Raw genomic sequence first — 25,477 nt, 5'->3', positions numbered from 1 at the left:
CCACGTCGGCACGAGCGTTTGCCAGCGAACCGCTGGTGACGGTTTTAAGATTTTCAGGTGAGCCAGCTCCCGGATCGCGGGTGTCGGGCCCATAAACCTCGTAAAACAAAGCCCACTGCTTGCACAGTGGGCTTCTTGACCGGTCAGGCCTGACTTACTGAGGGGATACTTCGGTTTTCGGTTTGCCGAAGTGCCATTGGTAGACCACGAACTTGAAGTCCTTCAGGTCGCCCTTCGCGTCGAAGCTGAGGTCGCCAGTCGGAGTCTTGAAGGTACCGGCGTGGATGGCGGCTGCCACCTTGGCGGTGTCTTCGCTCTTAGCGGCCTTGATGCCTTCGGCGATGACTTCCACAGCCGAGTAGGCCGGGAATACGAATGGGCCGGTCGGGTCTTCTTTCTTGGCCGCAAACGCATCTACCAGGGCCTTGTTGGCCGGATCCTGGTCGAAGGACTTCGGCAGGGTCACCAGCAGGCCTTCGGAAGCGTCCTGGGCAATTTGCGAGATGGAGTCGTTGCCGACGCCTTCCGGACCCATGAACTTGGCGTTCAGGCCTTTTTCCTTGGACTGACGCAGGATCAGGCCCAGTTCCGGGTGGTAGCCGCCGTAGTAGACGAAGTCGACGTTGGCTTGCTTGAGTTTCTGGATGATCGAGGAGAAGTCCTTGTCGCCGGCGTTCAGGCCTTCGAAGACGGCAACCTTCACGCCTTTCTTCTCGAGGGTCTGCTTGACCGCGGTGGCGATGCCTTCACCGTATTGCTGTTTGTCGTGCAGGACAGCAACGATTTTCGGTTTGACGTGATCGGCGATGTAGTTACCGGCGGCAGGGCCCTGGGCGCTGTCCAGGCCGATGGTACGGAACACCATCTTGTAGCCGCGAGCGGTGATTTCCGGGCTGGTGGCAGCCGGAGTGATCATGATCACGCCTTCGTCTTCGTAGATATCCGAAGCCGGTTGGGTAGAGCTGGAGCAGAGGTGACCGACTACGAATTTGACGCCGTCGTTGACCACTTTGTTGGCCACGGCTACGGCCTGTTTAGGGTCGCACGCATCGTCGTATTCCTTGGCTTCGAGCATCTTGCCGTCGACGCCGCCCTTGGCGTTGATCTGTTCGATGGCCATTTTCGCGCCCATGAACTGCATGTCGCCATATTGGGTCACAGGGCCGGTTTTCGGGCCGGCAATGCCGATCTTGATGGTGTCTGCAGCGAAAGAATGGCTGGCAACCCCGGCCAGAACCATAGCGGCGAACAGTTTGGAAATCTGCTTAGTCATTAGTGCTCCACTCTTGCTGTTGTAGTTTTTAGAGTCCTACGGCCGGAGCTGTGGGACCGGGTCAGATTTAACGCCGATATCCCGGTTCTTGCCCCGGCAACTGTACCGATACAGTTTAGTGTGCGCCCTCATCGATTGGATAGCGGGCAGCCGGAGGCAAAATCGAGATATGTCGCTTAAGTGAAAGAAAAAGACAGAATAGCGGCAGATTATCATGCAGATTTTTGTCTGGATGTTGCTAGCTTTCAGCTGCAATCCCTGGCGCCTTCCATCCCCTCGATCACCCCTTCAGTTTCATCTGGGTGTTTCCAAGCGAGCCTCGACGTTATGATTGCGCCGATTTTTTCTCAGGTGGAACCCCATGATTCAAGAACCTAGCACCCTCTATGCCAAGCTGCTTGGTGAAACTGCATCTATTCGCTGGGAAGAGCTGCAACCGTTCTTTGCCCGGGGTGCCCTATTGTGGGTCGAGCCGGCACTGGATCTGATCGCCGCCGCCGAGGCCGTGGCCGAGAACCAGGCTGGGAAAGTCGCCGCATGGCTGGCGAGCGGGGAGCTCGCCAAGGTGTCTGAGTCGCGGGCGCTGGATCTTTTCGAACGCGATCCGGAGTTGTGGGCGGTGGTGGTTTCGCCCTGGGTGATGATCCAGGAAAGAGCAACAAAATAATTCAGCGCCCACTAATAGTGCATAACCCTTGTGCGTTTATAGCTTGCCGGTGTGTAGGTCAGTAACTGCGTTGCGCAGTAATGGCAGTTTGCCCGTGGAGAAAATGCACAGAGACAGATGCACCCCACGAGTCGCCAGCCAATGGCTTGCGGCTCGTGGGAGCTTTTCTAGTACTCGGTCTTGCCGGTGTGGTTGTTCAGCGAAATGACCTTGGTCTTGCCGATGCGGTGACGGTAGATCTCGCGCAGGTACTTGATCGCCTTCTTCACGCAGTCGCGGGACAGGCGGATATCGTTGATCGAGACGAACTTTTCCTTGTCGTTGATCAGCTCGCGGTACTTCTTCTCGTACATCGGCTTGATCGCGTACCAGTTGGTATCGAGGATTTTCGCCGGGTTTTCGAACTCGTTGAGCAATTCGTCGAGGCTGTCTTCGTCGAACTCATCGCGGGTGATGAAGTCCAGCATCGAGTTGTCCAGCGTATCGTCGAAACGGTACGGGTTACGTGCGAAGCAACGCTTGATAAAAGCCACGATCAGGGTCAGGAAGTCGTCCGACAGGCACGGGCTCTTGGCGATCAGGGTGGTCAGCGACAGGTTCGCCGAGGCACCGATCACCAGGGCGTAGCGCTTGAGCGTGGTGTTGGGGAACAGGCTGTTGAGGTGGGTCTTGAGCCGGTTCAGGTCCATATAGGACAGTTTGTAGTCCTTGGGCAGGGAGACGATCGAGACCACCGACGAGCAGTTCTTGAAGAAGTGCAGGTCGTGCAGCGCCGCGGCGTCGTAGCCCGAGGTCTTGTACTGGTCGAGGGCCGCGCGATAGCGCTTGGACTCGATCGGCAGCAGGCTGATGCCTTCGATCGCCTGGGTCACTTTGTTGAAGTGCGGCAGGTCGATGGAACGGAAGAACAGGTCGTCGATATTCAGCCGCTGGGGTTCTTTCTCGAACACTTTGAACTTGTCGCCGGTGGGCGCCGGCTGTTCCGGTACCACGGATTCGGCGTAGGCAATCGCCACCGGGCCGGCCAGGCTCATAAACAGGTCGTTGGCATCCAGGCGAATGGTCTCGCCGATGTCGATGCCGGCACGCCGGAAATAGTTCTGGTCGTAGTCAGTGGTTACCGCCTGGGCGGTCAGGATGTTGAAGATCTGCTGGGAGATGTACTGGTTGGCGTGTTTCTCCATGGCATTGACATCAATGTTCTGGATGTTGCCGTCATCGCTTTCTTCGGCATAACGCATGATGTCGTTGGAGATCAGCATCATCGCGTTCCATGGGCGAATACGGCCCATGACGCTGGCTTCGCTGCTGTCGTCATTGTCGAAGTTGTACGAGAAGTCCCACTCTTCGGACAGGTACTTGCAGAGCAGGCGACCGGCGTTGATGTGCAGTGCTTCGGACATTTCACTGCGGTGGTCGGAAATATTCGGCAGTACGCAGATGCCGCTGGTGAAGATCGGTTCGAACACGAAGGAGTGGCCGCTCTTGCTGTCGTGCTCGTCGGCCGGCTTGGTGTCGAAGGTCTTGTTCATGTAGGAGTATTGCTGGGCCAGGCCGAATTCCGAGGCCATGCCTGAACCGGTACCGCCGCCGGCGCTGAAGATCGAGAAGTACAGGCGTGACTGGTTGGCCTTGATGCCGCAGGAGTCGATCAGGTACGAGTGGATCATCTTCCAGTCGGGGCTGGAGAAGCGCTGGGTGTCCTTGTTCAGGATGATCTTGGCCAGGTACTGGCCGAGGATCGGCGCGTTGCCCGCACCACCGGCATGGACTTCCGACAGGTCCATGATCTTCATCTTGCTGTAGTCGCGGATAAAACCGCTTTTCTCGCCCTTGCGCGAGAAACGGATGCGCCCGGCGATGTCCTTGTCCAGGTCGCCGAGCATCACCAGTGGCTCCACCAGGAACACCGGTTTGGCGGATTTGTTCTGTACCAGGCGCAGGTTGTTGCGGATCCATTGCGCCGGGCGGTAGCCCTTGTCGCTGACCTTGTCTTCGTTGTTGAACTCGTTGAGGTAGAACTTGCGGGCGTTGTACACCAGTTCCGCGACATCCAGGGCAATGTTCGAACCGCAGCGACCCAGGCCGATCAGGCATACCGATGGGAATTCCTGCTCGCGGCGCGCCTCGCTTTCGCCTTCGGTATGGGGCGAGCGGGGGAACACCATGTCGCGCAGGCCGTCGAGGTTGTCGAGGATGCGGTCGGTGTTGGTTTCGGTGAAGTACAGGTATTGCTGAGTCGACAGCGGACGGGGAGTTGAATAGGCCTTGTAGGGTTTTTCCGCGACCGTGGGCGCTATCAGATCGGATACTGCGTTGGCTGGAGTATTTTTAGAGGTCATTGTGCGCCATTTGCCTGGTCTGGTTCGGCGGTCGAAGGGGTATCAACGCGCCATCACGGAGTGAGAGATCGCGACTGTACCTCGCGATATTGGCCTGAGCGATAGGGTTTATCCCTAGGCTACCCTAGGGGGAATCCTTGCTTGTAGTACCGATGGATCGGCCAAAAATTGGCGTTCTTTAATTGGCGTGGAACTTTTTATGAATTTTGTACTATCAGCGGATTGAACGCGGTGCTGGGCAATTGCCAGTGTAGGTCGAGCTGGCGCAGCACCGGTAACAACTCCTCGAGCGGAACCGGTCGGCTGAGCAGGTAGCCCTGGATAAAGTCGCAGTCGTAGTGCGCGAGGAATTCGTACTGCTGTTGGGTTTCGACGCCTTCGGTGACGACTTGCAAGTGCAGGGTGTGGGCCATGACGATGATCGCCTGGACGATTTCCATGTCCTGGGTCGATTTGGGCACATCGAGGATGAACGAGCGATCAATTTTCAGGGTGTTGAGGGGCAGGCGCTTGAGGTAGGCCAGGGACGAGTAGCCGGTGCCGAAATCGTCGATGGACAGTGACACGCCGAGGCTGCGGATCTGCCGCAACAGTTGCAGGGTGCTGGAAATATTGCCCATCAGGGCGTTCTCGGTGACTTCCAGTTCCAGGCGCTGGGGTGGCATGCCGGCGGCACACAGGATATTTTCGATTTCATCGGCCAGTTCTTCCCGTGCCAGGTTCAGGGCCGAGCAGTTCACCGCGATCTTCAGTTCGTCGCAGCCGCGCTCGGAGAGCCAGGCCAGGTCCTCGCAGGCTTTGCGCATGACCCAACCGTCGAGTTCGGCGATCATCCCGTTGGCTTCGGCGATGCCGATGAACCGGTCGGGCGAGAGCAGTCCGTGCTGGGGGTGTTGCCAGCGCACCAGGGCTTCGAGTTTGGCGACCTGGCCGTTCTTGAGGTCGTAGATCGGTTGGTAGTGCAGCGCCAGGCCGCTGCCGTCGCGCAGGGCTTGGCGCAGTTCCTCTTCGAGTTGCAGCTCCAGGGTGGCGCGGGTTTTCAGGTTGGAGCTGAAGAAGTGCAGGCTGTTGCGCCCCGCGCCCTTGGATTGGTACAGCGCCAGGTCGGCGTTTTTCAGCAGTTCCTCACAGGATTTGCCGTCATCGGGAAACACGCTGATGCCGATGCTGGTGGTCATGACCATGCGTCGCCCGGCCAGCTCGATGGGCTCCTTCATTTTCAGCATGATACGCTGGGCCATGTGCCGGGCTTCTTCGCGGTTGTGCAGGCCGATGAGGATGCAGAACTCGTCGCCGCCAAAGCGTGCCACCACATCGTCGTGACTGCGGGTCGCGCTCTTGATATGTCCGGCGATGACCTTGAGCAGTTCGTCGCCGGCATCGTGGCCGAGGCTGTCGTTGATCCGCTTGAAGTGGTCGATATCGAGGAACATCACCGCCAGCATGCCGCCGTTGGTGCTGCGCTCCATCAGCCGTTCGGCGAAGATCTGATTGAAACCGCGGCGGTTGATCAGGTTGGTCAGGGCGTCGTAATGGGCTACTTGCGCCAGTGACAGGCGCGCCTGGTCGAGCTGGCTGAGCAGGGCGTTGACCCGTCGCAGGTCGTGTTCCTTGCCCTGCAGCTTCTTGTCCGCCAGGGCCGCGCTGATGCTGCTGCCGATGATCAGCAGGGTGATCAGGGCGATGGTCATGCCCAATTGCTGGTGATGGTTGTCCGCCAGTGCGGGCAAGGCGCTGCCTGCCGGCAGCATCAGGTGCAACGACCACATCCCGATGAAGTGGGTGCTGAAGATGCCGGCGCCCATCACCAGGCTGGCGGTGTATTTGAGCAGTTGGTGAAAGATCCCGCTGCCGGTGCGAAAGCGCCGTGACAAGACCAGGGCCCCGAGACTGGTGCCGATGGCCACCAGGACAGAAAGACCGACCAGACCGGGGTTGTAGTACTGCACCGCACTCGATTGCAACGCCGACATGCCGACGTAGTGCATGGCTGCGATGCCCAATCCCATGAACAGCGCGGCGCGCACGTACTGTGAGGTGCGCAGCTCGGGATGCCCCAGGGTGTGCATGGCCAGGAAGGAGGCCAGCAGGGCGATCAGCAGGGAGGAGAGGGTGATCGACAGGTCGTATTGAATGTCGATGGGCACCTGGAATGCCAGCATGCTGATGAAGTGCATGGCCCAGATGCCACCGGCCAGGCAACAGGCACCTACCCAGCGCCAGATCCGCTGTTGCGAAGGTTTTTCCACATGACCGACGCGCTCGGCCATGTCCAGCATGGCAAAAGAGGCCGCGCAGGCCACCAGATAAGCCAATAGCACTAGCAACGGATTGTGGCTGCAATTGAGCAGCAGCTGCCCGGTTTCGGGAAGCTCGTTAACAAAATGCAAGCCCAGCCATTCCATAGCATGCCCTACTTGACGCCTTGGACTACCGGTGACTCAGCACCGACCAGTGCGATGGAGTATAGAGGCTCACCTCAGGCTGCAAGGGGGCATGGCAGAGCGACACCAATGATTTGGAAATGACCTAAATAGCGATGGGTACTAAAAAACCGGCCTGTTCCGGCTCCAGCGGTGGCAGTCCGGCCGCCGCGCGGGCTTTGTCGCAGTACTCGTTGTGCACGCCGTCGACCCATGAGGCCTCGAATTCCCGGCAGGTGCTTGAACGTTGATGATAGATCGAGCAACTGACCTGCTCGCCGACCTTGCCTTCAAGGGCGGTGCAGCGTGGGGCACTGCGTTCGGTACCGAGCATGGCCACGTGGTTGACGCCGACCTGGGTGACCAGTTCGTCGGGCACCAGGCCGCCGGCCGAGGCGCATTCTCCCCAATAGAAGGACACGCGGAAATACGCACAGCAGGCACCACAATTCAGACACGGATTGGCGTCGGGCATGGAAGGTCACGGAGAAAGTGGGGGGAGTCAATCGAGGGCTATTCTAGGCTTCGGCCCGGGCTTTGAAAGGTATTTTTTGCATAACCTTTGCCGACGTCCGGGGCTGCGGCAATCAGGCAATAGGGCAGGGCGCGCGGGGCATTGCCGGGTATCAGCGCCGCGAATGGTGGCAGACAGGCCCGGCGCCGCTCACTAGATTGAGGGTTCCGGGCTCAACGCGTCTGGCGGGCAGGCCCCTATAACAATAAAAGAGACGGACCCCATGCAGAACTCGACCCAAGCGGCGAATGCCTGGCGCATTCTGTTCCTGTTGTTCCTCGCCAATCTCTTCAACTTCTACGACCGTACCCTGCCGGCGATCATCATCGAGCCGATCCGCATGGAGTGGCATCTGAGCGACTTCCAGATCGGCATCATCGGCACCGCATTTACCATTGTCTATGCCATTGCCGGCCTGCCCCTGGGGCGGATGGCCGACAACGGCTCGCGCAGCAAGCTGATGGGCTGGGGCCTGGCGGTCTGGAGTGGGCTGACGGCGGCGAACGGCCTGGTGGGCAGTTTCGCCACTTTCCTGCTGGTACGCATGGGGGTGGGCATTGGCGAGGCCGCTTATGCGCCCGCCGCCAATTCGCTGATCGGCGATCTGTTTCCGGCGCACCGCCGGGCGCGGGCCATGGGCATCTTCATGCTTGGCTTGCCGCTGGGGCTGGTGCTGGCGTTCTTCACCACCGGGGCCATGGTCAAGGCCTTCGACAGCTGGCGCGCACCGTTCTTTATCGCGGCGGTGCCGGGGCTGCTGCTGGCGGGGTTCATGTTTTTGATCAAGGAGCCGAAGCGCGGTGCGGCGGAAACGGTGAAGGTCTCCCAGGAGAAGATCGACCGTCCTGTGCGTCGCCTGATGGCGATCCCGACGTTTCTCTGGCTGGTGCTGGCGGGGCTGACCTTCAACTTTGCCACCTACGCCTGCAACTCGTTTCTGGTGCCGATGCTGCAGCGCTATTTCCTCATGCCCTTGCAGGAAGCCGCGGTGGCGACCGGTTTTATTGTCGGGGTCACCGGCCTGGTTGGCTTGACGCTGGGCGGTTGGGTCGCGGACAAGCTGCACCAGCGGATTGCCAATGGTCGGCTGTTGTTCGCCGCGGTAAGTCTGGTGATCTCGACATTGACCACCGGCTGGGCGCTGCATGCCGGGCGGATCGAGATCGGCGTGTTCGTGGCGGTGTTCAGCGTCGGTTGGCTGTTTGCCTACAACTTCTACACCTGTGTTTATACGGCGATTCAGGACGTGGTCGAGCCACGGCTGCGGGCGACGGCGATGGCCGTGTACTTTGCCGGTTTGTATCTGTTGGGGGGTGGTTTGGGCCCGGTGGTGGTGGGCTTGCTGTCCGATCATTTCGCCCATGCGGCGATGCTGGCGGCGGGGGCCGAGCAGATGAGCGAGGCGTTCAAGGCGGTCGGGCTGCATGACGCGATGTACCTGATTCCGGGTGCCTTGTTATTGACGCTGGCGTTCCTGTTCCAGGCGGCGCGGTGTTTCAGCAAGGATGCGCAGCGTATGCGCGAGGGGATGGTGGCGGATGCGCCGGCTGTGGCGCCGGTTACCGCCTGACGCCAGATCCTCGCAAGGTTCAAGGGTCTCTGCGCGGGCAAGCCCTGCTCCTACAGTACATTGTCGTTCACTGATGGTGTGTACGACACAGCACTGTAGGAGCAGGGCTTGCCCGCGAAGACGTCAGTTCTAACGATGCAGGACCGTCAGGTAGTTATCAGCCCGCCACCAACACCCGAATCGCTTCCAGGCGCAGCGCGGCTTTTTCCAGCATGGCCAGACCTTGCTCACGTTGCTGACGCAACGCCACCAGCTCGCTGTCCCGCACGCTCGGGTTGACCGCCTGCAACGCGGTCAGGCGTGCCAGCTCTTCATCGGTATCCGCCGCCAGGCGTCGCTGGGCCTCGGCCACACGCTCGGCGTGACGTGGTGCGATCTTGGCTTCACCGGCGTTGATCTTCGGCGTCAGGCTGTCGCGCTGGGCCTGGATGAACTTGTTGGCGCTGGCCCGTGGCACGCTTTCCAGCTGGTCGTTCAGGGTTTCGAAGGCCACCCGTGTCGACAGGTCGTTGCCATTGGCATCCAGCAGGCAGCGCAATGCCGCCGGCGGCAGGTAGCGGCCCAGTTGCAGCGAGCGCGGCGCGACCACTTCACTGACATAGAGCAGTTCCAGCAACACGGTACCGGGCTTGAGCGCCTTGTTCTTGATCAGCGCCACGGCGGTGTTGCCCATCGAACCGGACAGCACCAGGTCCATGCCGCCCTGCACCATCGGGTGTTCCCAGGTGATGAACTGCATGTCTTCGCGCGACAGCGCCTGGTTGCGGTCGTAGGTGATGGTCACGCCTTCGTCGTCGCCCAGGGGGAAGCTGGCGTCGAGCATCTTCTCGCTCGGCTTGAGGATCAGGGCGTTTTCCGAATGGTCTTCGCTGTCGATGCCGAAGGCGTCGAACAGGGTTTCCATATAGATAGGCAGGGCGAACTGGTCGTCCTGCTCATGGATCGCCTCGACCAGCGCGTCACCTTCGCCGGCGCCACCGGAGTTGAGTTCCAGCAGGCGGTCGCGACCGGTGTGCAACTCGGCTTCCAGGCGCTCACGCTCGCCACGGGCTTCGTCGATCAGCGCCTGCCACTGGCCGTCGTCGGCGTTTTCCAGCAGCGGCAGCAGGCGCGGGCCGAACTGGTGCTGCAAGGCGTTGCCGGTCGGGCAGGTGTTGAGGAAGGCGTTCAGCGCTTCGTGGTACCACTGGAACAGGCGCTCTTGCGGGCTGGTCTGCAGGTACGGCACATGCAGTTCGATCACATGCTTCTGGCCGATCCGGTCGAGACGGCCGATGCGCTGCTCCAGCAGGTCCGGGTGGGACGGCAGGTCGAACAGCACCAGGTGGTGGGAGAACTGGAAGTTGCGGCCTTCGCTGCCGATTTCCGAGCAGATCAGCACCTGGGCACCGAACTCTTCATCGGCGAAGTAGGCGGCGGCGCGGTCACGTTCGAGGATATTCATGCCTTCGTGGAACACCGTGGCAGGAATCCCGGAGCGCACGCGCAGGGCGTCTTCCAGGTCCATGGCGGTTTCGGCATGGGCACAGATCACCAGGACCTTGGTGCGCTTGAGCATTTTCAGCTGGTCGATCAGCCACTCGACACGCGGGTCGAAGCGCCACCAGCGAGCTTCGTCGTCGGTGTCCGGCTGGGCCTGGAAGCTGACTTCCGGGTACAGCTCGGCGTGTTCGCCCAGGGGCAGTTCGAGGTATTCGTCCGGGCATGGCAGCGGGTAGGCGTGCAGCTTGCGCTCCGGGAAACCCTGCACGGCGGCGCGGGTGTTGCGGAACAGCACGCGGCCGGTGCCGTGGCGGTCGAGCAGTTCACGCACCAGGCGCGCGCTGGCTTCGGCGTCGCCGTCGTTGACTGCGGTCAGCAAGGCTTCACCTTCATCACCGAGGAAACCCTGGATGGTCTTGTGCGCGGCAGGCGACAGGCGACCTTTGTCCAGCAGTTCCTGGACGGCTTCGGCCACCGGGCGATAGTTCTCGCTCTCGGCGCGGAAGGCCTTGAGGTCGTGGAAACGGTTCGGGTCAAGCAGGCGCAGACGGGCGAAGTGGCTGTCCTGGCCCAGTTGTTCCGGGGTCGCGGTCAGCAGCAGGACGCCGGGAATGGTTTCGGCCAGTTGTTCGACCAGGGCGTATTGCGGGCTGACCTGGTCTTCGTGCCAGACCAGGTGGTGGGCTTCGTCGACCACCAGCAGGTCCCAACCGGCGGCGAACAGCGCATCCTGGGCCTTCTCGTCTTCCACCAGCCACTCCAGGGCCACCAGGGCCAACTGGGTGTCTTCGAACGGGTTGCTGGCATCGCTTTCGATAAAACGTTCGGCGTCGAACAGCGCGACCTGCAGGTTGAAGCGCCGGCGCATTTCCACCAGCCATTGGTGCTGCAGGTTCTCCGGCACCAGGATCAGTACGCGGTTGGCGCGGCCCGAGAGCAACTGGCGATGGATCACCAGGCCGGCTTCGATGGTCTTGCCCAGGCCCACTTCGTCGGCCAGCAAGACCCGTGGCGCGATGCGGTCGGCGACTTCCCGGGCGATATGCAGCTGGTGGGCGATCGGTTGTGCGCGCACGCCACCCAGGCCCCAGAGCGAGGATTGCAACTGGCGGCTGGTGTGTTCCAGGGTGTGGTAGCGCAGCGAGAACCAGGCCAACGGGTCGATCTGCCCGGCGAACAGGCGGTCGCTGGCCAGGCGGAACTGGATGAAGTTCGACAGCTGGGTTTCCGGCAGCGTGACGGCTTCGTTCTGCGCGTTGAGGCCGTGATAAACCAGCAGGCCGTCGACATCGTCGACTTCCCGCACGGTCATCTTCCAACCTTCGAAGTGGGTGATGGTGTCGCCCGGCGAGAACCTCACGCGGGTCAGGGGCGCATTCCGTAGCGCATACTGGCGGGTGTCGCCAGTGGCCGGGTAGAGCACGGTCAACAAGCGGCCGTCCTGTGCCAGAACGGTGCCTAAACCCAACTCCGCTTCGCTGTCACTGATCCAGCGTTGCCCCGGTTGATACTGCTGCGCCATGCTGCCTGACTCCCGCCTTGAAAAAGCCGACTATGTTAACGGAATCGACGCTTTCAGGCCAAAAGAAGCTCACAAATACCGCGCTTTTAGCGAGCATCCCGCCTTTAGTCGGTGCGAGACCTGAAGGAAAGGGTAGCTCATCGGGATCTCGGGCACCTTTGTCTGTTAATCCGGTCACAGTTTGGCCATCCTGGGCTCAAGTCGCCGAGCGCGCCGCCGACAGCCTGACGACAGGAGAATGCCATAATGCTGCCACCCATATTGCCCTTGAGTGTCGTACCGATTACGTCCCAGACGGATCCGATTCGACCGCAACCGAATATCCCCCCCGTGGTGCCGGTCCAGCAAAGCTCCAATGAGAGCACCATCGACCTGCAAAAACGTGACCCGGACGAGGCCGGTTGGCTGCTGCGCGAGGAACAGCGGCGCCAGCAGGAACAGCAACAACGCCGCCGCGAAGCCGACGACGACCCCGAGTTGCACCTGGCCGTCCCTGGCGATGAGTTGAATGCCGACAACACCGTACCGGTGGTGGCGCTGATGGACGATCAGCCGCGTCAGGGCCTGCTGGTGGACGTTGAGGTCTGACGGCGCTCGTTGACCAGTAGCCGCAGGGCCCGGAGCAAGGTGTCGATTTCTTCCCCGGTATTGAGATGACTGACGGCGATCCGCGCAATGGCCGGCAGGTCCCGGGCTTGCATATCCAGTGGCGTATAAGCCGTGCCATTGGCTCCCAGGTTGATGCCGCTTGCGGCCAGCCGCTGTTTCAATTCAAAAACATCCCAACCTTCCAGCGTGAACGCAATCAGTCCTGATTGCTGCCCGGACAGGCCCAGGTCGCGCAGTTCAAGGCCATTGATCTGGCCCAGGGTCTGGCGCAGTGGCTGGCTTAACGCCTGGATTCGCTGATAAATGCGCTCGATTCCCACCTCCACGGCTTCTTTCAGCGCATTTGCCAGTCCGGCCAGCAGCGCCAGGGAGACTTCGCTGGTTTCAAAGCAGCGCGCATCGTTCCTCGGGGTGAAGGCATGGCCGTCCCAGGGGGCCGAGAGCACATCGAGCTGGACCGGCCTGAGTCGTGCCATGAATTCCGGGCGTATATACATCAGCGCTGTTCCCCTTGGTCCGCGCAGGAACTTGCGGGCGGCGCCCTTGAGCACATCGCAGCCCAGGGCCTGGACATCACAGGGCAACTGGCCCAGTGCTTGTCCGGCGTCGATGAAGTAGGCAATGCCATGTCGGCGTGCCACTTCGCCGATGGCCCGGGCCGGGTTGATCAGGCCACCGTTGGCCGGTAGCCAGGTCAGGGCGATCAGCTTCACGCGCGAATCGATCATCTGTTCCAGGGCGGGCACCGACACCGCGCCGCTCTCGTCACAGGGGATCACCTCGATCCGGGCTCCGGATTGGACGGCCTGGGTCATGCAGGCCAGGTTGCCGCCCCATTCATGCCGCCCCACCAGAATCCGGTCGCCCGGGCGCCACTGCCCCAGGGCACTGAAGGCCATGCCCCAGGCCGCCGAGCCGCTGCCGGTAAAGGCGATGGCGGCGCTGTCAGTGTCCAGCAGTCGGGCCGCCCAGTGGCGAGCCTGCTCTTGCAGCCTGGCCCCTTCAACGCCGGCTTCCATGGGCCCGATGGTCGCTTCGCGCAGCAGTTGCGCGTTGATGGCGTCCAGCGTGGCCTGGCTGGGCAGGGAGGCGCCGGCGTGATTGAAATGGATCACCCGGGCGCAGCCAGGGGTGGCGGCACGCAGGCGGACGATTTCGTCCGCAAGCAGATCGTTCATGGCCGCAGCTCGAAAATCGCGTCGATCTCCACGGCCACACCGCTGGGTAGACTGGCGACGCCGACGGCGGTGCGCGCATGGCGGCCCTTGTCGCCAAGGGCATTGACCAGCAGGTTGGAGGCGCCGTTGGCCACGGCTCCCTGGCGCTGGAAATCGGGACTGCTGGCGACAAAGACACCCAGACGGACGATCCGCACCAGGCGCGACAGATCATCGTCAAGGGCGTGGCCCAGTTGTGCCAGCAGGCCGAGCGCGGCGAGTTCGGCGGCCTGTGCACCCTGGGCCTCGTCCAGGCTGTCGCCCAGGCGTCCGATAAAGGCCGGCTTGCCGTCTTGCAGGGGAATCTGTCCGGAAATGAACAGCTGGTTCTGGCTGATGACGTAGTTCACATAGTTGGCGATCGGCTGCCCCGGTTGCGGCAGGTTCAGGCCCAGCTGGGCCACTCGGTCGGACAGGGAATGATTCATTGGGCAAACCTCGGGGAAAGAGGCCTGAGCATGCTGGGCCGGCCTGGGGCCGACAAACGGATAGATTCAATACGACGTATCCAGATAACTCATGGGTCGGCGGCGCTGCACTGCTCCAGCAACCACTCACAGAAGCATTCGGCGGCGGGGCTCAATGCGCTGTTGGGTTTGACCAGCCAGTAGCCGATCTCGCTTTCAAAGGCCGGTTGGTCGAAGGCATTCACCAGCACACCTTCCTTGAGGCGGCGCTCGATCAGGCGCTGGCGCCCCATGGCAATACCCTGCCCGGCGATGGCCGCTTCGACCACTATGTTGTAGTCGTGGAGCATGACGCTGGGGTAGTGCTGAACGTCCAGGTGATAGTGGCGGGACCAGTCGATCCATTCGAACGGTTGCGGTGCCTGTGACATGAGCAGCGGACCGTGTTCGATGCCGTTGGCCTTGAAGGCCGGGCTGCAGACCGGAAAGAGGCGCTCGCCCATCAAGCGTACAGCGTCGACATGGGGCCAGCCGCCTTTGCCATAGCGGATCGCCAGGTCCACTTGGGCGCCGGCCACATCGGCCAGTTGGATCGTGGGTTCCAGCTCGACCTTGATCTGTGGGTGGCGAAGGGTGAAGTCGGTCAGGCGCGGCGCCAACCAGAGGGTGGCGAAGGAGGCCAATAGGCCAATGCGCAGCACCTGGTTGGCTCGGGGCAGGCTGAGCTGGCGGGTCGCCAGGGCGATCTGCTCCAGGGCCGGGCGTATTTGCTGGTAGTACTGGTCGCCATCCTCTGTGAGATCAATGGCGCGGGTGCGTCGGATAAATAGTTGTCGACCCAGATGCTGTTCGAGTTTCTGCACCTGGTGGCTGATAGCGCTCTGACTGACGCACAGCTCATCGGCGGCCTTGATGAAGCTCAGGTGGCGGGCCACGGCCTCGAAGGCGCGCAGGGCCATCAAGGGCGGCAGATCCCGGTGTAACGCCACTTCGGCGCTCCTTTGCATTTGATCGTGGTCGGGGGATTGTGCTGGGAAATTGCGGGACTGCCCAGACCTTGTTGTGCGTGAGGTCTGGATAACCGACTGACTTGCCCGCATTATTAACCCATAGCGCGTGTTGAAGGTTACCGATAGTGGCCCTTTGATGTAACTCGACGGATAGCGATGTAATCTGACCATGAACCAAGATGACAAGTTGATCGACCTTAATGCCGAACGGGCCAAGCGTGTCCATGATCTCAATGAAAAACGCCTGAATGAAGTTCGCCAGGCGTTCGAACAGGCCATGCCGCTGGGCAAGGGCAAGAAAAAACCGAAGAACAAACCGAAAAAGCGCTGATACCCCCGCTGATTCTTGATATGGATCAGTTATTCCCCTTCTCCCGCGCCCGGCCTTGGGCGGCATTGATCCTGGTCAATTTTTCACTGTGCCCCCTGGGCTAACTTAGCCCCATCGCAACAGGGCAAGTGCAGGAGGCCAGTCATGTTCTTCGATAACGTGGTGATCGCCGGAGTGCTGACCGTCGGCCTCATGGTGATGTTCTTCGCCGGTTTTGGATTTTTTATCTGGAAAGACTCACATAAACGGAAAAAACCGTAGAGCTTCCAGGGAACGAGCACGCAAGGCATTTTGGGCGACTTCGGTCGCCCTTTTTTTTGCTCTTTTTATCGACAATAAAAAAGGTGCGGTCCCGATGGGAGCGCACCTTTTTTGTTATCCGCCCGGAATCAGCTGCCGAGCACCTTCGTCGCCAGCCAGAACAAGCCGGCGGACAAGCCGATGGTCATTGGCAGGGTCAGCAGCCAGGCCAGCAGGATGGTCTTGATGGTGCTGCCTTGCAGGCCGCTCTTGCTGGCAATCATGGTCCCGGCCACGCCTGACGACAACACGTGGGTGGTCGAGACGGGCAGGGCGACGATATTCGCCAGGGCGATCAAACCGGCGGTGGTGATTTGCGCCGACATGCCCTGGGCATAGGTCATGCCCTGTTTGCCGATTTTCTCGCCGATGGTCAGGACCACGCGCTTCCAGCCGATCATGGTGCCCAGGCCCAGGGCCAGGGCTACCGCCATGATCACCCAGAACGGGGCGTATTCGGTGGTGGCGGTCAGGTCCTTGCGCAGTTTTTCCAGGTCGGCCTTTTCCCGGGAATCCAGGCCCGGCAACTTGCCGACTTGCTTGGCGGTGTCATCCAGGCAGAGCAGGTCGCGACGCACTTCAATGCGCTTGTCCGGGGACAGCGAATGGTAGTCGGTCACGCCCGTGAGGTTGCTCATCAGGGCGTTGATGTTCGCTTCGGTGCGTTGCGGGTTGCAGCGGAACTTGCCCGGCATATCGTCGGCAACATTCTTGCCCAGGGCGAGGAATTCGCTCAGGGTGGCATTGTTGCGCTGATAGAACTGGCTCAGGTGCAGGGTCGCGTCGCGGGTGCGTTCGATCTGGTAAGTGGTGGTGCTCAGGTCGAGGACGAACTGCGCCGGGACGATACCGATCAGCACCAGCATGATCAGGCCGATGCCTTTCTGGCCATCGTTGGAGCCGTGCACGAAGCTCACGCCCATGGCGGAGATCACCAGCACCATGCGGTTCCAGAACGGCGGATGCTTCTTGTCGTCGATCTTGCGTCGCTGTTCCGGGGTCTTGTGCATCTTGGACTCCGGGCGCCACCATTTCAGGCCAACCAGTATCAGGCCCGCCACCAGCAAGCCGGCAATCGGCGAGAAGACCAGCGAGGCGCCGATGTCGACTGCTTTCTGCCAATTCACCCCTTCGCTCACGGGAATACCGTTGAGCAGGGCATTGGCCAGGCCGACACCGAGGATCGAGCCGATCAGGGTGTGGGAGCTGGAGGCCGGGATACCGAAGTACCAGGTGCCCAGGTTCCAGGCGATGGCCGCCGCCAGCAGCGAAAACACCATGGCCAGGCCATGTCCGGTGTTGACGTTGATCAGCAGTTCCACCGGCAACAGGTGGACGATCGCATAGGCGACGCCGACCCCGCCCAGCAGCACGCCGAGAAAGTTGAATACACCGGAAAAGAACACCGCCAGATGAGGTGGCATGGCTTTGGTGTAGATAACAGTGGCCACCGCGTTAGCGGTGTCATGAAAGCCGTTGATGAACTCGAAGCTGAGGACAAAGGCCAGGGCGAGCACCAGGCTTACAATCACCCAGGCATCCAGTCCGCTGAATAAATCGATCATGAAGGTTTTCTGACCCGGTCATAAGGGGGCGCGATTATGCCAGAAAACTTTCAGGTGAGGGCCTGCCTGACGCCATTTGACCTGGGTGGGCGGTCAGGCCCGACGGTTGACACGCGGATGGCGTAGGTCTTGGTGTCCAGCGGACCAGGCGTTGTCCGGGTAGGAAAGGCCTGGCGGCGAGGGGCGAGGCCCGGCAAGGTATCAATACCGATAGGCCTAAGGCTCTTCGGCCTTGAGTTCCTTTTCCATTTTTTGCAGTTCCTGGGTAAATGCCTGGTCCAGAAGACTGGCTCGTTTGCGCCAGGGTTTGCGCTCCGGATCGGGTTGCGCGGCGTAGGTGGTGACAGCCCCGCCGTAAACATCCTTGTAACGTTGTTCCTGGCGCTCAAGTTCCGCGCGCAGTTCGTCTTTCGTCACAGTACTACCTAATTTGAGTTGAGTTATTGTGTTCAATTAAACACAACCGCCCTGACGAGACGTTCAATCTCGGGCTTGAGCGCTGAGAGTCGGAACCCCTGTCGGGCCAGACGGCCTTGAGGTCGTACAGGGTATTATAGCGGTCGGTTTGACTGATACTATCGCGAAGATAAGGGAATTCGTCAACTTTGTTGGTGAGTTTTGTGGTGTAGGAGTTTTTAACTGTAACTTGAGGGCGAGGTAACCGCTGCCTGTTTTTTGACGACAGTTATCAATTCAAGTTGCAGTGCAATAAACCCGATACTTGGAAATACAATCCCGGTTCTGTTGAGGCGCGGTTGTTCAATTTCTTGATCGACGCCCTGGGCGTGACCGCCAGAGGATTAAAAAAACGGCCTCACTTCGTGGGTGAGGCCGGACCGACGCAGCCCTCCCGGTGGGTACCTGACCAGTATCCCGGGAAACCCGCAGCGGCGCGTCCAAGGTATAAGCTGCGGCGATCAGGGTCAATTGCGATTATCGGCCAGTGGTTCGATAATCGCACAAAGTTGAGTGGCCCCGGCTTGCCTATCCGCCCGGGCCCGGCCTGTAATGGGCCTCCACGGCAGACAAGGAACTTGTAATGAACGACCAACTGCGTGATGCCTTCGCCTCCGTGGCACCGCCCATCGTCGCCTCGCCGGCCAAGCGTATCCAGGCGTTTACCGGCGACCCCGACTTCATGACTTCGCTGGCTCGTGGCCTGGCGGTGGTGCAGGCGTTCCAGGAACGCAAGCGACACCTGACCATTGCGCAGATCAGCCACCGTACGGAAATTCCGCGGGCGGCGGTGCGACGTTGCCTGCATACCTTGATCAAGCTCGGTTATGCCACCACCGACGGACGAACCTATTCGCTGTTGCCCAAGGTCTTGACCCTGGGACACGCGTACCTGTCGTCCACGCCCCTGGCGGTGTCGGCGCAGCCCTATCTCGATCGCATGAGCGAGCAACTGCACGAAGCCTGCAACATGGCGACCCTGGAAGGCGACGACATCCTCTATATCGCCCGCTCGGCCACCACCCGGCGGCTGATCTCGGTCGATCTTTCGGTGGGCGGCCGCTTGCCGGCCTATTGCACGTCCATGGGCCGAATCCTCCTGGCGGCGCTGGACGATGCTTCCTTGCACGAGTATCTCGAACACGCCGACCTGCAGGCCAAGACCAGCCGGACCCTGCATACCCCCGACGCCTTGCTCGAATGCCTGCAACAGGTTCGCCAGCAAGGCTGGTGTATTGTCGACCAGGAACTGGAGCAAGGTTTGCGTTCGATTGCCGTACCGGTCTACGACGCCTCCGGGCAAGTGCTGGCGGCGCTGAACGTCAGCGCTCATGCCGGGCGTGTCAGCTGTAGCGAACTGGAGCAACGTTTCCTGCCGAGCATGCTCAAGGCCAGTCGTGAACTGAGTGCGCAGCTGTTTTCCTGAGCCGACGCGGCTGCGCTTTCCTGGGCGAATCGCTTGAAGGATTAAACGGTAGCTTGCAAACAATGCGTTCGATTATCGAACAGTTAATCGATTATCGGATTGTTTGGCCGCCGACCCCCGGCTTACCCTGAGCTCATCACGGCGCTGAATTTCGCGCCGCCCCTCAGGTGTTTTGAAACCGGGAGTCTGCATCCATGGCTGAAATCCTTTCGCTGCATGACGCGGTGAAGCAGTTCGTCAACGACGGCGATACCGTCGCGCTCGAAGGCTTCACCCATCTGATTCCGACGGCGGCGGGTCATGAAATCATTCGTCAGGGCAAGAAAGACCTGACGCTGGTACGTATGACGCCCGATCTGGTCTATGACCAGTTGATCGGTGCCGGTTGCGCCCGCAAGCTGATTTTCTCCTGGGGCGGCAATCCGGGCGTGGGCTCGCTGCACCGCCTGCGCGATGCCGTCGAGAAACACTGGCCGCACCCGCTGGAAATCGAAGAGCACAGCCATGCCGACCTGGCCAACGCCTATGTGGCCGGCGCCTCCGGTTTGCCGTTCGCGGTTCTGCGGGCCTATGCCGGCTCTGATCTGCCGAAGGTCAATCCGCTGATCAAGACGGTCACCTGTCCGTTCACCGGTGAAGTGCTGGCCGCCGTACCATCGGTACGCCCGGACGTTACCGTGATCCATGCGCAGAAAGCCGACCGCAAGGGCAATGTATTGCTCTGGGGCATTCTCGGGGTGCAGAAGGAAGCGGCCCTGGCGGCCAAGCGCTGCATCGTCACCGTCGAGGAAATCGTCGACGATCTGCAGGCCCCGATGAACGCCTGCGTCTTGCCGACCTGGGCCCTGAGCGCCGTCTGCCATGTCCCCGGCGGTGCCCATCCGTCCTACGCCCATGGCTATACCGAACGTGATAACCGTTTCTACCAGGCCTGGGACCCGATCGCCCGCGACCGCGCCACCTTCACTGCCTGGATCGACGAGTACATCCATGGCACCGCGAACTTTGCCGAGTTCCAGAGCAAACTGGCCCACGCTTCGGAGGTTAAGTGATGACCTACACCACCAATGAAATGATGACGGTGGCCGCCGCCCGCCGCCTGAAGAACGGTTCGGTCTGCTTCGTCGGCATCGGCCTGCCCTCCAAGGCCGCCAACCTGGCGCGCCTGACCTCTTCGCCGGATGTGGTGCTGATCTACGAGTCGGGGCCGATTGGCGCCAAGCCCAGTGTATTGCCGCTGTCCATCGGTGACGGCGAACTGGCGGAAACCGCCGACACCGTGGTGCCGACCGGCGAGATCTTCCGCTACTGGCTGCAAGGCGGGCGCATTGATGTCGGCTTTCTCGGCGCGGCCCAGGTCGACCGTTTCGGCAATATCAACACCACCGTGGTTGGCGACTATTTTTCGCCCAAGGTCCGCCTGCCCGGTGCCGGTGGAGCCCCGGAAATCGCCGGCTCGGCGAAAAGCGTACTGATCATCCTCAAACAGTCGGCACGTTCCTTCGTCGACAAGCTGGACTTCATCACCTCGGTCGGTCACGGCGAAGGCGGTGATTCGCGCAAACGCCTGGGTCTGCCGGGGGCCGGCCCGGTGGGGATCATCACCGACCTGTGCATCATGGAGCCGCAAGCCCCCAGCCACGAGTTCGTGGTGACCGCGCTGCACCCGGGGGTGACCCGCGAGCAAGTGATCGCCGCCACCGGCTGGGCCGTGCGCTTTGCCGATCAGGTTGCGGTCAGCGATGCCCCCAGCGAGATCGAACTGAACGCCTTGCGCGACCTCGAAACCCGCACCGCCGCGGCCCACGGCCAAACCCCTGGAGAAGCCTGATGCGCGATGTCTTTATCTGTGACGCCATTCGTACCCCCATCGGTCGTTTCGGTGGCGGCCTGGCCGGTGTGCGCGCCGATGACCTGGCGGCTGTGCCGATCAAGGCGCTGATGGCGCGCAACCCGTCGGTGAACTGGAGCGAGGTCGATGAAGTGTTTCTCGGCTGCGCCAACCAGGCCGGCGAAGATAACCGCAACGTCGCCCGTATGGCGCTGTTGCTGGCGGGGTTGCCGGAGACGGTGCCCGGCGTGACCCTCAATCGTCTCTGCGCCTCGGGAATGGACGCGATCGGCACCGCGTTCCGCGCCATTGCCAGCGGCGAAATGGAACTGGCGATTGCCGGCGGCGTGGAGTCCATGTCCCGTGCCCCCTTCGTGATGGGCAAGGCCGACGCGGCGTTCTCCCGCAATATGAAACTGGAAGACACCACCATCGGCTGGCGTTTTATCAACCCGCTGATGCAGGCTCAATATGGTGTCGATGCGATGCCGCAGACCGCCGATAATGTGGCCGACGATTACCAGGTATCACGCGCTGATCAGGACGCCTTTGCCCTGCGCAGCCAGCAACGCACGGCTGTCGCCCAGGCCGCCGGTTTTTTCAGTGAGGAAATCGTGCCGGTGCGAATCGCCCACAAAAAAGGCGAAACCCTGGTCGAGCACGATGAGCATCCACGGGCGGACACGACGCTGGAGGCCCTGGCCCGGCTCAAGCCCGTCAACGGTCCGGACAAGACCGTCACCGCGGGCAATGCCTCGGGTGTCAACGATGGCGCCGCCGCGCTGATCCTGGCCTCCGCCGAGGCCGTGAAGAAACATGGCCTGACGGCCCGTGCCCGAGTGCTCGGCATGGCCAGTGCCGGTGTCGCGCCCCGGGTCATGGGGATCGGCCCGGTACCGGCCGTGCGCAAGTTGACCGAGCGCCTGGGGCTGGCCGTCAGCGACTTCGACGTTATCGAACTGAATGAAGCCTTCGCCAGCCAGGGCCTGGCGGTGCTGCGCGAACTGGGCATCGCTGACGATGCGCCGCAGGTCAACCCGAACGGTGGTGCCATCGCCCTCGGTCATCCGCTGGGCATGAGCGGGGCCCGCCTGGTGCTGACAGCACTCCACCAGTTGGAAAAGACCGGCGGCAGCAAGGGCCTGGCAACCCTGTGTGTCGGCGTCGGGCAGGGGCTGGCGCTGGCGATTGAGCGGATCTGAGATCCACAGGCAACAAAACAGGCGCCCGGATGACTGCCACGCACTGTCATTCGGGCGAATGTTCTTGCAAAACAGGTCTGTTGCAAAGTATGTCTAGACTGCAACTTACCTCCTTCGAGTGATGAGACATGACAACAACAACGATGCCGTACACCTCCGAAGAACGTAACAAGAGAATTTTTGCGATTGTCGGTGCTTCTTCCGGCAACCTGGTCGAGTGGTTCGACTTCTACGTCTATGCCTTCTGCGCGATCTATTTCGCCCCGGCGTTTTTTCCTTCCGACAACCCCACGGTGCAACTGGTCAACACTGCCGGGGTGTTCGCCGCCGGCTTCCTGATGCGGCCCATCGGTGGTTGGTTGTTCGGTCGCGTGGCCGACAAGCACGGCCGCAAGAACTCGATGATGATCTCGGTGCTGATGATGTGCGGCGGCTCCCTGGTCATCGCCTTCCTGCCCACCTATGCCTCCATTGGTGCCTGGGCACCGGTGTTGCTGCTGGTGGCGCGACTGTTCCAGGGCCTGTCGGTGGGCGGTGAATATGGCACCACCGCGACCTATATGAGTGAGGTGGCCCTGCGCGGCCAGCGCGGCTTTTTCGCCTCGTTCCAGTACGTGACCCTGATCGGCGGCCAGTTGCTGGCGGTGCTGGTGGTGGTGATCCTGCAGCAGTTCCTCACCGAACCTGAGCTCAAGGCCTGGGGCTGGAGGATTCCGTTTGTGATCGGCGCCATCGCGGCGGTGATCTCGCTGTTGCTGCGTCGCGCCCTGAAGGAAACCACCAGCAAGGAAACCCGCCAGGACAAGGACGCCGGCAGCATCCGGGCGTTGTTCCGCGATCACAAGGCCGCCTTTATCACCGTGCTCGGCTACACCGCCGGCGGCTCGCTGATTTTCTACACCTTCACCACGTACATGCAGAAGTACCTGGTGAACACCGCCGGCATGACGGCCAAGACCGCCAGTTTCATCATGACTGCCGTACTCTTCCTCTATATGTGCATGCAGCCGTTGTTCGGCCTGCTCTCGGACCGCATCGGCCGGCGTAACAGCATGCTCTGGTTCGGCGCCCTGGGGACCCTGTGCACGGTGCCGATCCTGCTGACCCTGAAGACCGTGACCAGCCCGTTCCTGGCCTTTGTGCTGATCACCCTGGCACTGGCGATCGTCAGTTTCTACACCTCCATCAGCGGCCTGGTCAAAGCCGAGATGTTCCCGGTCCAGGTGCGCGCACTGGGCGTGGGCCTGGCCTACGCGGTGGCGAATGCGATCTTCGGTGGCTCGGCGGAATACGTGGCCCTGAACCTGAAGTCGGTAGGGATGGAAAACGCCTTCTACTGGTATGTGACGGTGATGATGGCGGTGGCCTTCCTGTTCAGCCTGCGCCTGCCGAAAGAAGCGGCCTACCTGCACCACGATCATTGATCGGTTCGCGCGCGTCCTTTACGGACGCGCGTCAATACGTTGGGTTTTTATTTGAAGGGGATAACCGTGGGTTTCGTACGACTTGCCGAAGGTGAACTGCATTACCAGCTTGATGGACCGCCCGAGGCTCCGGTACTGGTGCTGTCCAACTCGTTGGGGACTGACCTGGGGATGTGGGACACCCAGATTCCGCTGTTTGCCGAGCACTTTCGGGTACTGCGTTACGACACCCGCGGTCATGGTCGCTCGCTGGTGACACCGGGGCCTTACAGCATCGAGCAACTGGGGCATGACGTCCTGGCGTTGCTCGACGCGCTGGAGATCGAGCGGGCGCACTTCTGCGGCCTGTCCATGGGCGGTCTGATCGGCCAATGGTTGGGCATCAATGCCGGCCATCGCCTGCACCGGCTGATTGTCTGCAATACGGCCGCCAAGATCGGCGATGCGGCCGGCTGGAATCCACGGATCGAAGCCGTTTCGACGGGCGGCCAGGCGGCGATGCTGGCCCTGCGCGACGGGGCGGTTTCACGCTGGTTCACCCCGGCATTCGCCGAGGCGCACCCGGATCGGGTCAAACCGATTACCGAGATGCTCGCGGCCACCTCGCCCGAGGGCTATGCGGCCAACTGCTGCGCCGTGCGCGACGCCGATTTTCGCGATCAGTTGACGCAGATCCAGCTGCCGTTGCTGGTGATTTCCGGCAGCGAGGACGCGGTGACGCCGCCTTCGGGCGGGATCTTTATCCAGCAGCACGTCGAGGGTGCCGAATACGCCGAGTTCCATGCCGCGCACCTGTCCAACGTGCAGGCCGGTGACGGCTTCAGCCAGCGGGTGCTGGATTTCCTGTCTGCCAGGGTGTGAGGCGTTCCGAGTGAAATCCTTCTCTTTTAGATGAAACTTTCACTGCGGCCTGAACGCCTTCGCGGATGTTGTGCTCTGATAAGGGCGATGGCCCTTCTGCCATTGCCTTGATCCGGACCCATCCCATCCATGAAGTCGTTTGCTGCATTGCTGTCAGGGCTCGTGATCGCCACGAGCCTTGCCGCTTGCATCGGTCCGCCGATGCCCCTGACACCCCAAACCGAACAGGCCCTGCGTTCGCAGCCGCCGATCCGTTTTCTGCTGAGCTTCGATGACGGTCCCAACGCCTCGAGTTTCTGGAACCCGACGGCGTCGGTGCTCGATGACTTGGCGCATAACCCGATCCAACCGGGAATCAAGGCGATATTTTTCGTCCAGACCCGTGCCACCCGAGCGGGTAACAGCGACATCGGTCGTGCGCTGATGCGTCGCGAGCATGCCGAAGGGCATATCCTCGGCTTTCATACCGCGACCCCCTCGCACACCAATCACCGCTCCTTGAGCCCGGAAGAACTGGAGCAGTCGCTCAACAATGGCATTGCGGACATTACGGCGATCACCGGCGCGCCGCCGACGATCCTGCGTCCGCCGTTCTGGAACTACGACAAGCGCACCTTCGCCGCTTACCAGCAGCATGGCCTGCACGTGTTGTTGACCGACCTGAGTGCCAATGACGGCAAGGTCTGGGGTATCACCGCCAGCCCGCAGCGGCGAGCCAACCTGCTCAAGCACCTGGCCGAAGTCCGCGAACAGATCGCCCGTGGTGAAATGCCGGTGGTCGATGGGGTGATTCCGGTGGTGGTGACCTTTCACGACCTCAATCGCTACACCGCCCGGCATATGCAGGAATATCTGCAGATCCTGATGGACTGCGCACGGGACACCGGCGTGCGGACCGCCGAGCAGCCTTTCTATACGGACAGTTCGACCTTGTTGCGAGCGATCATGGCGCGCACGGTGCATGACAGCACCGTGCCCGTGCACCTGCCGGGGTTCTGGAATTGGTGGTGGGACGGCGATTCCCACTAGCCCTTTTGTCCAGGTA

The 25,477-nt window shown here is 61.3% G+C and carries 22 protein-coding genes; 12 read left to right on the top strand and 10 right to left on the bottom strand.

All coding sequences use genetic code 11. From position 1 onward, the window contains the following. Nucleotides 1-154: 154 nt before the first annotated feature. Nucleotides 155-1,273: a branched-chain amino acid ABC transporter substrate-binding protein gene (locus M5C01_RS11355; RefSeq protein ID WP_152737910.1), complete on the bottom strand. Its 1,119-nt coding sequence runs from the start codon at nucleotides 1,271-1,273 to the stop codon at nucleotides 155-157. 361 nt (nucleotides 1,274-1,634) lie between these two features. Between M5C01_RS11355 and M5C01_RS11350 the strand changes: the two genes are divergently transcribed. After that, entirely contained in the window at nucleotides 1,635-1,940 is a 306-nt protein-coding gene (locus M5C01_RS11350; protein WP_103496320.1) for a DUF2288 domain-containing protein, read from the top strand. Nucleotides 1,941-2,107: 167 nt separating this feature from the next. On the opposite strand, the gene M5C01_RS11345 is transcribed toward M5C01_RS11350, so the two are convergent. From M5C01_RS11345 to M5C01_RS11335, 3 genes are all read right to left on the bottom strand, one after another. Next, nucleotides 2,108-4,282 carry a hypothetical protein gene (locus tag M5C01_RS11345; RefSeq protein ID WP_103496321.1) on the bottom strand — a complete coding sequence of 725 codons (2,175 nt, stop codon included), beginning with the start codon at nucleotides 4,280-4,282 and terminating at the stop codon, nucleotides 2,108-2,110. Between the two features lie 197 nt (nucleotides 4,283-4,479). Then, entirely contained in the window at nucleotides 4,480-6,687 is a 2,208-nt protein-coding gene (locus M5C01_RS11340) for an EAL domain-containing protein (protein ID WP_152737913.1), read from the bottom strand. Between the two features lie 124 nt (nucleotides 6,688-6,811). Beyond that, the gene (locus tag M5C01_RS11335) at nucleotides 6,812-7,180 is read right to left on the bottom strand and encodes a YkgJ family cysteine cluster protein (RefSeq protein WP_103496323.1); all 369 of its coding nucleotides are present in this window, start codon (nucleotides 7,178-7,180) and stop codon (nucleotides 6,812-6,814) included. Between the two features lie 262 nt (nucleotides 7,181-7,442). Between M5C01_RS11335 and M5C01_RS11330 the strand changes: the two genes are divergently transcribed. Next, nucleotides 7,443-8,789, top strand: coding sequence for an MFS transporter (locus tag M5C01_RS11330; protein WP_152737916.1), 1,347 nt, complete (start codon nucleotides 7,443-7,445; stop codon nucleotides 8,787-8,789). Nucleotides 8,790-8,946: 157 nt separating this feature from the next. On the opposite strand, the gene rapA is transcribed toward M5C01_RS11330, so the two are convergent. Further along, the gene (rapA, locus tag M5C01_RS11325; protein ID WP_103496325.1) at nucleotides 8,947-11,793 is read right to left on the bottom strand and encodes an RNA polymerase-associated protein RapA; all 2,847 of its coding nucleotides are present in this window, start codon (nucleotides 11,791-11,793) and stop codon (nucleotides 8,947-8,949) included. A gap of 246 nt (nucleotides 11,794-12,039) precedes the next feature. Between rapA and M5C01_RS11320 the strand changes: the two genes are divergently transcribed. Next, on the top strand, nucleotides 12,040-12,381 hold the full coding sequence (locus tag M5C01_RS11320; protein ID WP_100938707.1) for an aspartate-semialdehyde dehydrogenase: 342 nt from the start codon (nucleotides 12,040-12,042) through the stop codon (nucleotides 12,379-12,381). Here the strand turns inward: M5C01_RS11320 and M5C01_RS11315 are convergent. The 3 genes from M5C01_RS11315 to M5C01_RS11305 form a co-directional block, all read right to left on the bottom strand. After that, complete coding sequence (locus tag M5C01_RS11315) at nucleotides 12,351-13,580, bottom strand: aminotransferase class V-fold PLP-dependent enzyme (protein ID WP_152737918.1); 1,230 nt, start codon at nucleotides 13,578-13,580, stop codon at nucleotides 12,351-12,353. The genes M5C01_RS11320 and M5C01_RS11315 overlap by 31 nt on opposite strands. Next, nucleotides 13,577-14,047 (bottom strand): RidA family protein, encoded by a 471-nt coding sequence (locus M5C01_RS11310; RefSeq protein ID WP_152737922.1) that lies wholly within the window; start codon nucleotides 14,045-14,047, stop codon nucleotides 13,577-13,579. The genes M5C01_RS11315 and M5C01_RS11310 overlap by 4 nt, the downstream gene beginning before the upstream one ends. 89 nt (nucleotides 14,048-14,136) lie before the next feature. Next, the gene (locus tag M5C01_RS11305) at nucleotides 14,137-15,015 is read right to left on the bottom strand and encodes a LysR substrate-binding domain-containing protein (protein WP_178129802.1); all 879 of its coding nucleotides are present in this window, start codon (nucleotides 15,013-15,015) and stop codon (nucleotides 14,137-14,139) included. Between the two features lie 190 nt (nucleotides 15,016-15,205). Between M5C01_RS11305 and M5C01_RS11300 the strand changes: the two genes are divergently transcribed. Together M5C01_RS11300 and ccoM are read left to right on the top strand one after the other, a co-directional pair. After that, entirely contained in the window at nucleotides 15,206-15,367 is a 162-nt protein-coding gene (locus M5C01_RS11300) for a hypothetical protein (protein ID WP_177099862.1), read from the top strand. A 144-nt stretch (nucleotides 15,368-15,511) separates the two neighbouring features. Next, the gene (ccoM, locus tag M5C01_RS32885) at nucleotides 15,512-15,628 is read left to right on the top strand and encodes a cytochrome c oxidase subunit CcoM (protein ID WP_017127681.1); all 117 of its coding nucleotides are present in this window, start codon (nucleotides 15,512-15,514) and stop codon (nucleotides 15,626-15,628) included. A 128-nt stretch (nucleotides 15,629-15,756) separates the two neighbouring features. Here the strand turns inward: ccoM and M5C01_RS11295 are convergent, their stop codons facing one another. Continuing rightward, nucleotides 15,757-17,232: an inorganic phosphate transporter gene (locus tag M5C01_RS11295; protein ID WP_152737925.1), complete on the bottom strand. Its 1,476-nt coding sequence runs from the start codon at nucleotides 17,230-17,232 to the stop codon at nucleotides 15,757-15,759. A 216-nt stretch (nucleotides 17,233-17,448) separates the two neighbouring features. After that, nucleotides 17,449-17,649: a hypothetical protein gene (locus M5C01_RS11290; protein ID WP_040064907.1), complete on the bottom strand. Its 201-nt coding sequence runs from the start codon at nucleotides 17,647-17,649 to the stop codon at nucleotides 17,449-17,451. 622 nt (nucleotides 17,650-18,271) lie between these two features. Between M5C01_RS11290 and pcaR the strand changes: the two genes are divergently transcribed. The 7 genes from pcaR (at nucleotide 18,272) to M5C01_RS11255 (ending at nucleotide 25,461) form a co-directional block, all read left to right on the top strand. After that, nucleotides 18,272-19,114: a pca regulon transcriptional regulator PcaR gene (pcaR, locus tag M5C01_RS11285; protein ID WP_152737931.1), complete on the top strand. Its 843-nt coding sequence runs from the start codon at nucleotides 18,272-18,274 to the stop codon at nucleotides 19,112-19,114. Nucleotides 19,115-19,308: 194 nt separating this feature from the next. Beyond that, on the top strand, nucleotides 19,309-20,166 hold the full coding sequence (locus tag M5C01_RS11280; protein WP_103496331.1) for a CoA transferase subunit A: 858 nt from the start codon (nucleotides 19,309-19,311) through the stop codon (nucleotides 20,164-20,166). Next, nucleotides 20,163-20,945: a CoA-transferase subunit beta gene (locus M5C01_RS11275; RefSeq protein WP_178129803.1), complete on the top strand. Its 783-nt coding sequence runs from the start codon at nucleotides 20,163-20,165 to the stop codon at nucleotides 20,943-20,945. The genes M5C01_RS11280 and M5C01_RS11275 overlap by 4 nt, the downstream gene beginning before the upstream one ends. After that, nucleotides 20,942-22,147: a 3-oxoadipyl-CoA thiolase gene (gene pcaF, locus M5C01_RS11270; protein ID WP_178129819.1), complete on the top strand. Its 1,206-nt coding sequence runs from the start codon at nucleotides 20,942-20,944 to the stop codon at nucleotides 22,145-22,147. The genes M5C01_RS11275 and pcaF overlap by 4 nt, the downstream gene beginning before the upstream one ends. Nucleotides 22,148-22,275: 128 nt before the next feature. Further along, nucleotides 22,276-23,571 (top strand): MFS family transporter, encoded by a 1,296-nt coding sequence (locus M5C01_RS11265; RefSeq protein WP_152737940.1) that lies wholly within the window; start codon nucleotides 22,276-22,278, stop codon nucleotides 23,569-23,571. A 66-nt stretch (nucleotides 23,572-23,637) separates the two neighbouring features. Then, nucleotides 23,638-24,432: a 3-oxoadipate enol-lactonase gene (pcaD, locus tag M5C01_RS11260; protein ID WP_178129804.1), complete on the top strand. Its 795-nt coding sequence runs from the start codon at nucleotides 23,638-23,640 to the stop codon at nucleotides 24,430-24,432. A 129-nt stretch (nucleotides 24,433-24,561) separates the two neighbouring features. Continuing rightward, nucleotides 24,562-25,461 carry a polysaccharide deacetylase family protein gene (locus M5C01_RS11255; protein WP_152737947.1) on the top strand — a complete coding sequence of 300 codons (900 nt, stop codon included), beginning with the start codon at nucleotides 24,562-24,564 and terminating at the stop codon, nucleotides 25,459-25,461. The last annotated feature ends 16 nt before the right edge of the window (nucleotides 25,462-25,477 follow it).

The sequence above is a fragment of the Pseudomonas sp. MWU12-2319 genome (genome assembly GCF_023242525.1).
GTDB lineage: Bacteria > Pseudomonadota > Gammaproteobacteria > Pseudomonadales > Pseudomonadaceae > Aquipseudomonas > Aquipseudomonas gingeri_D.
This window is presented reverse-complemented; position numbering and strand designations above follow the sequence as displayed.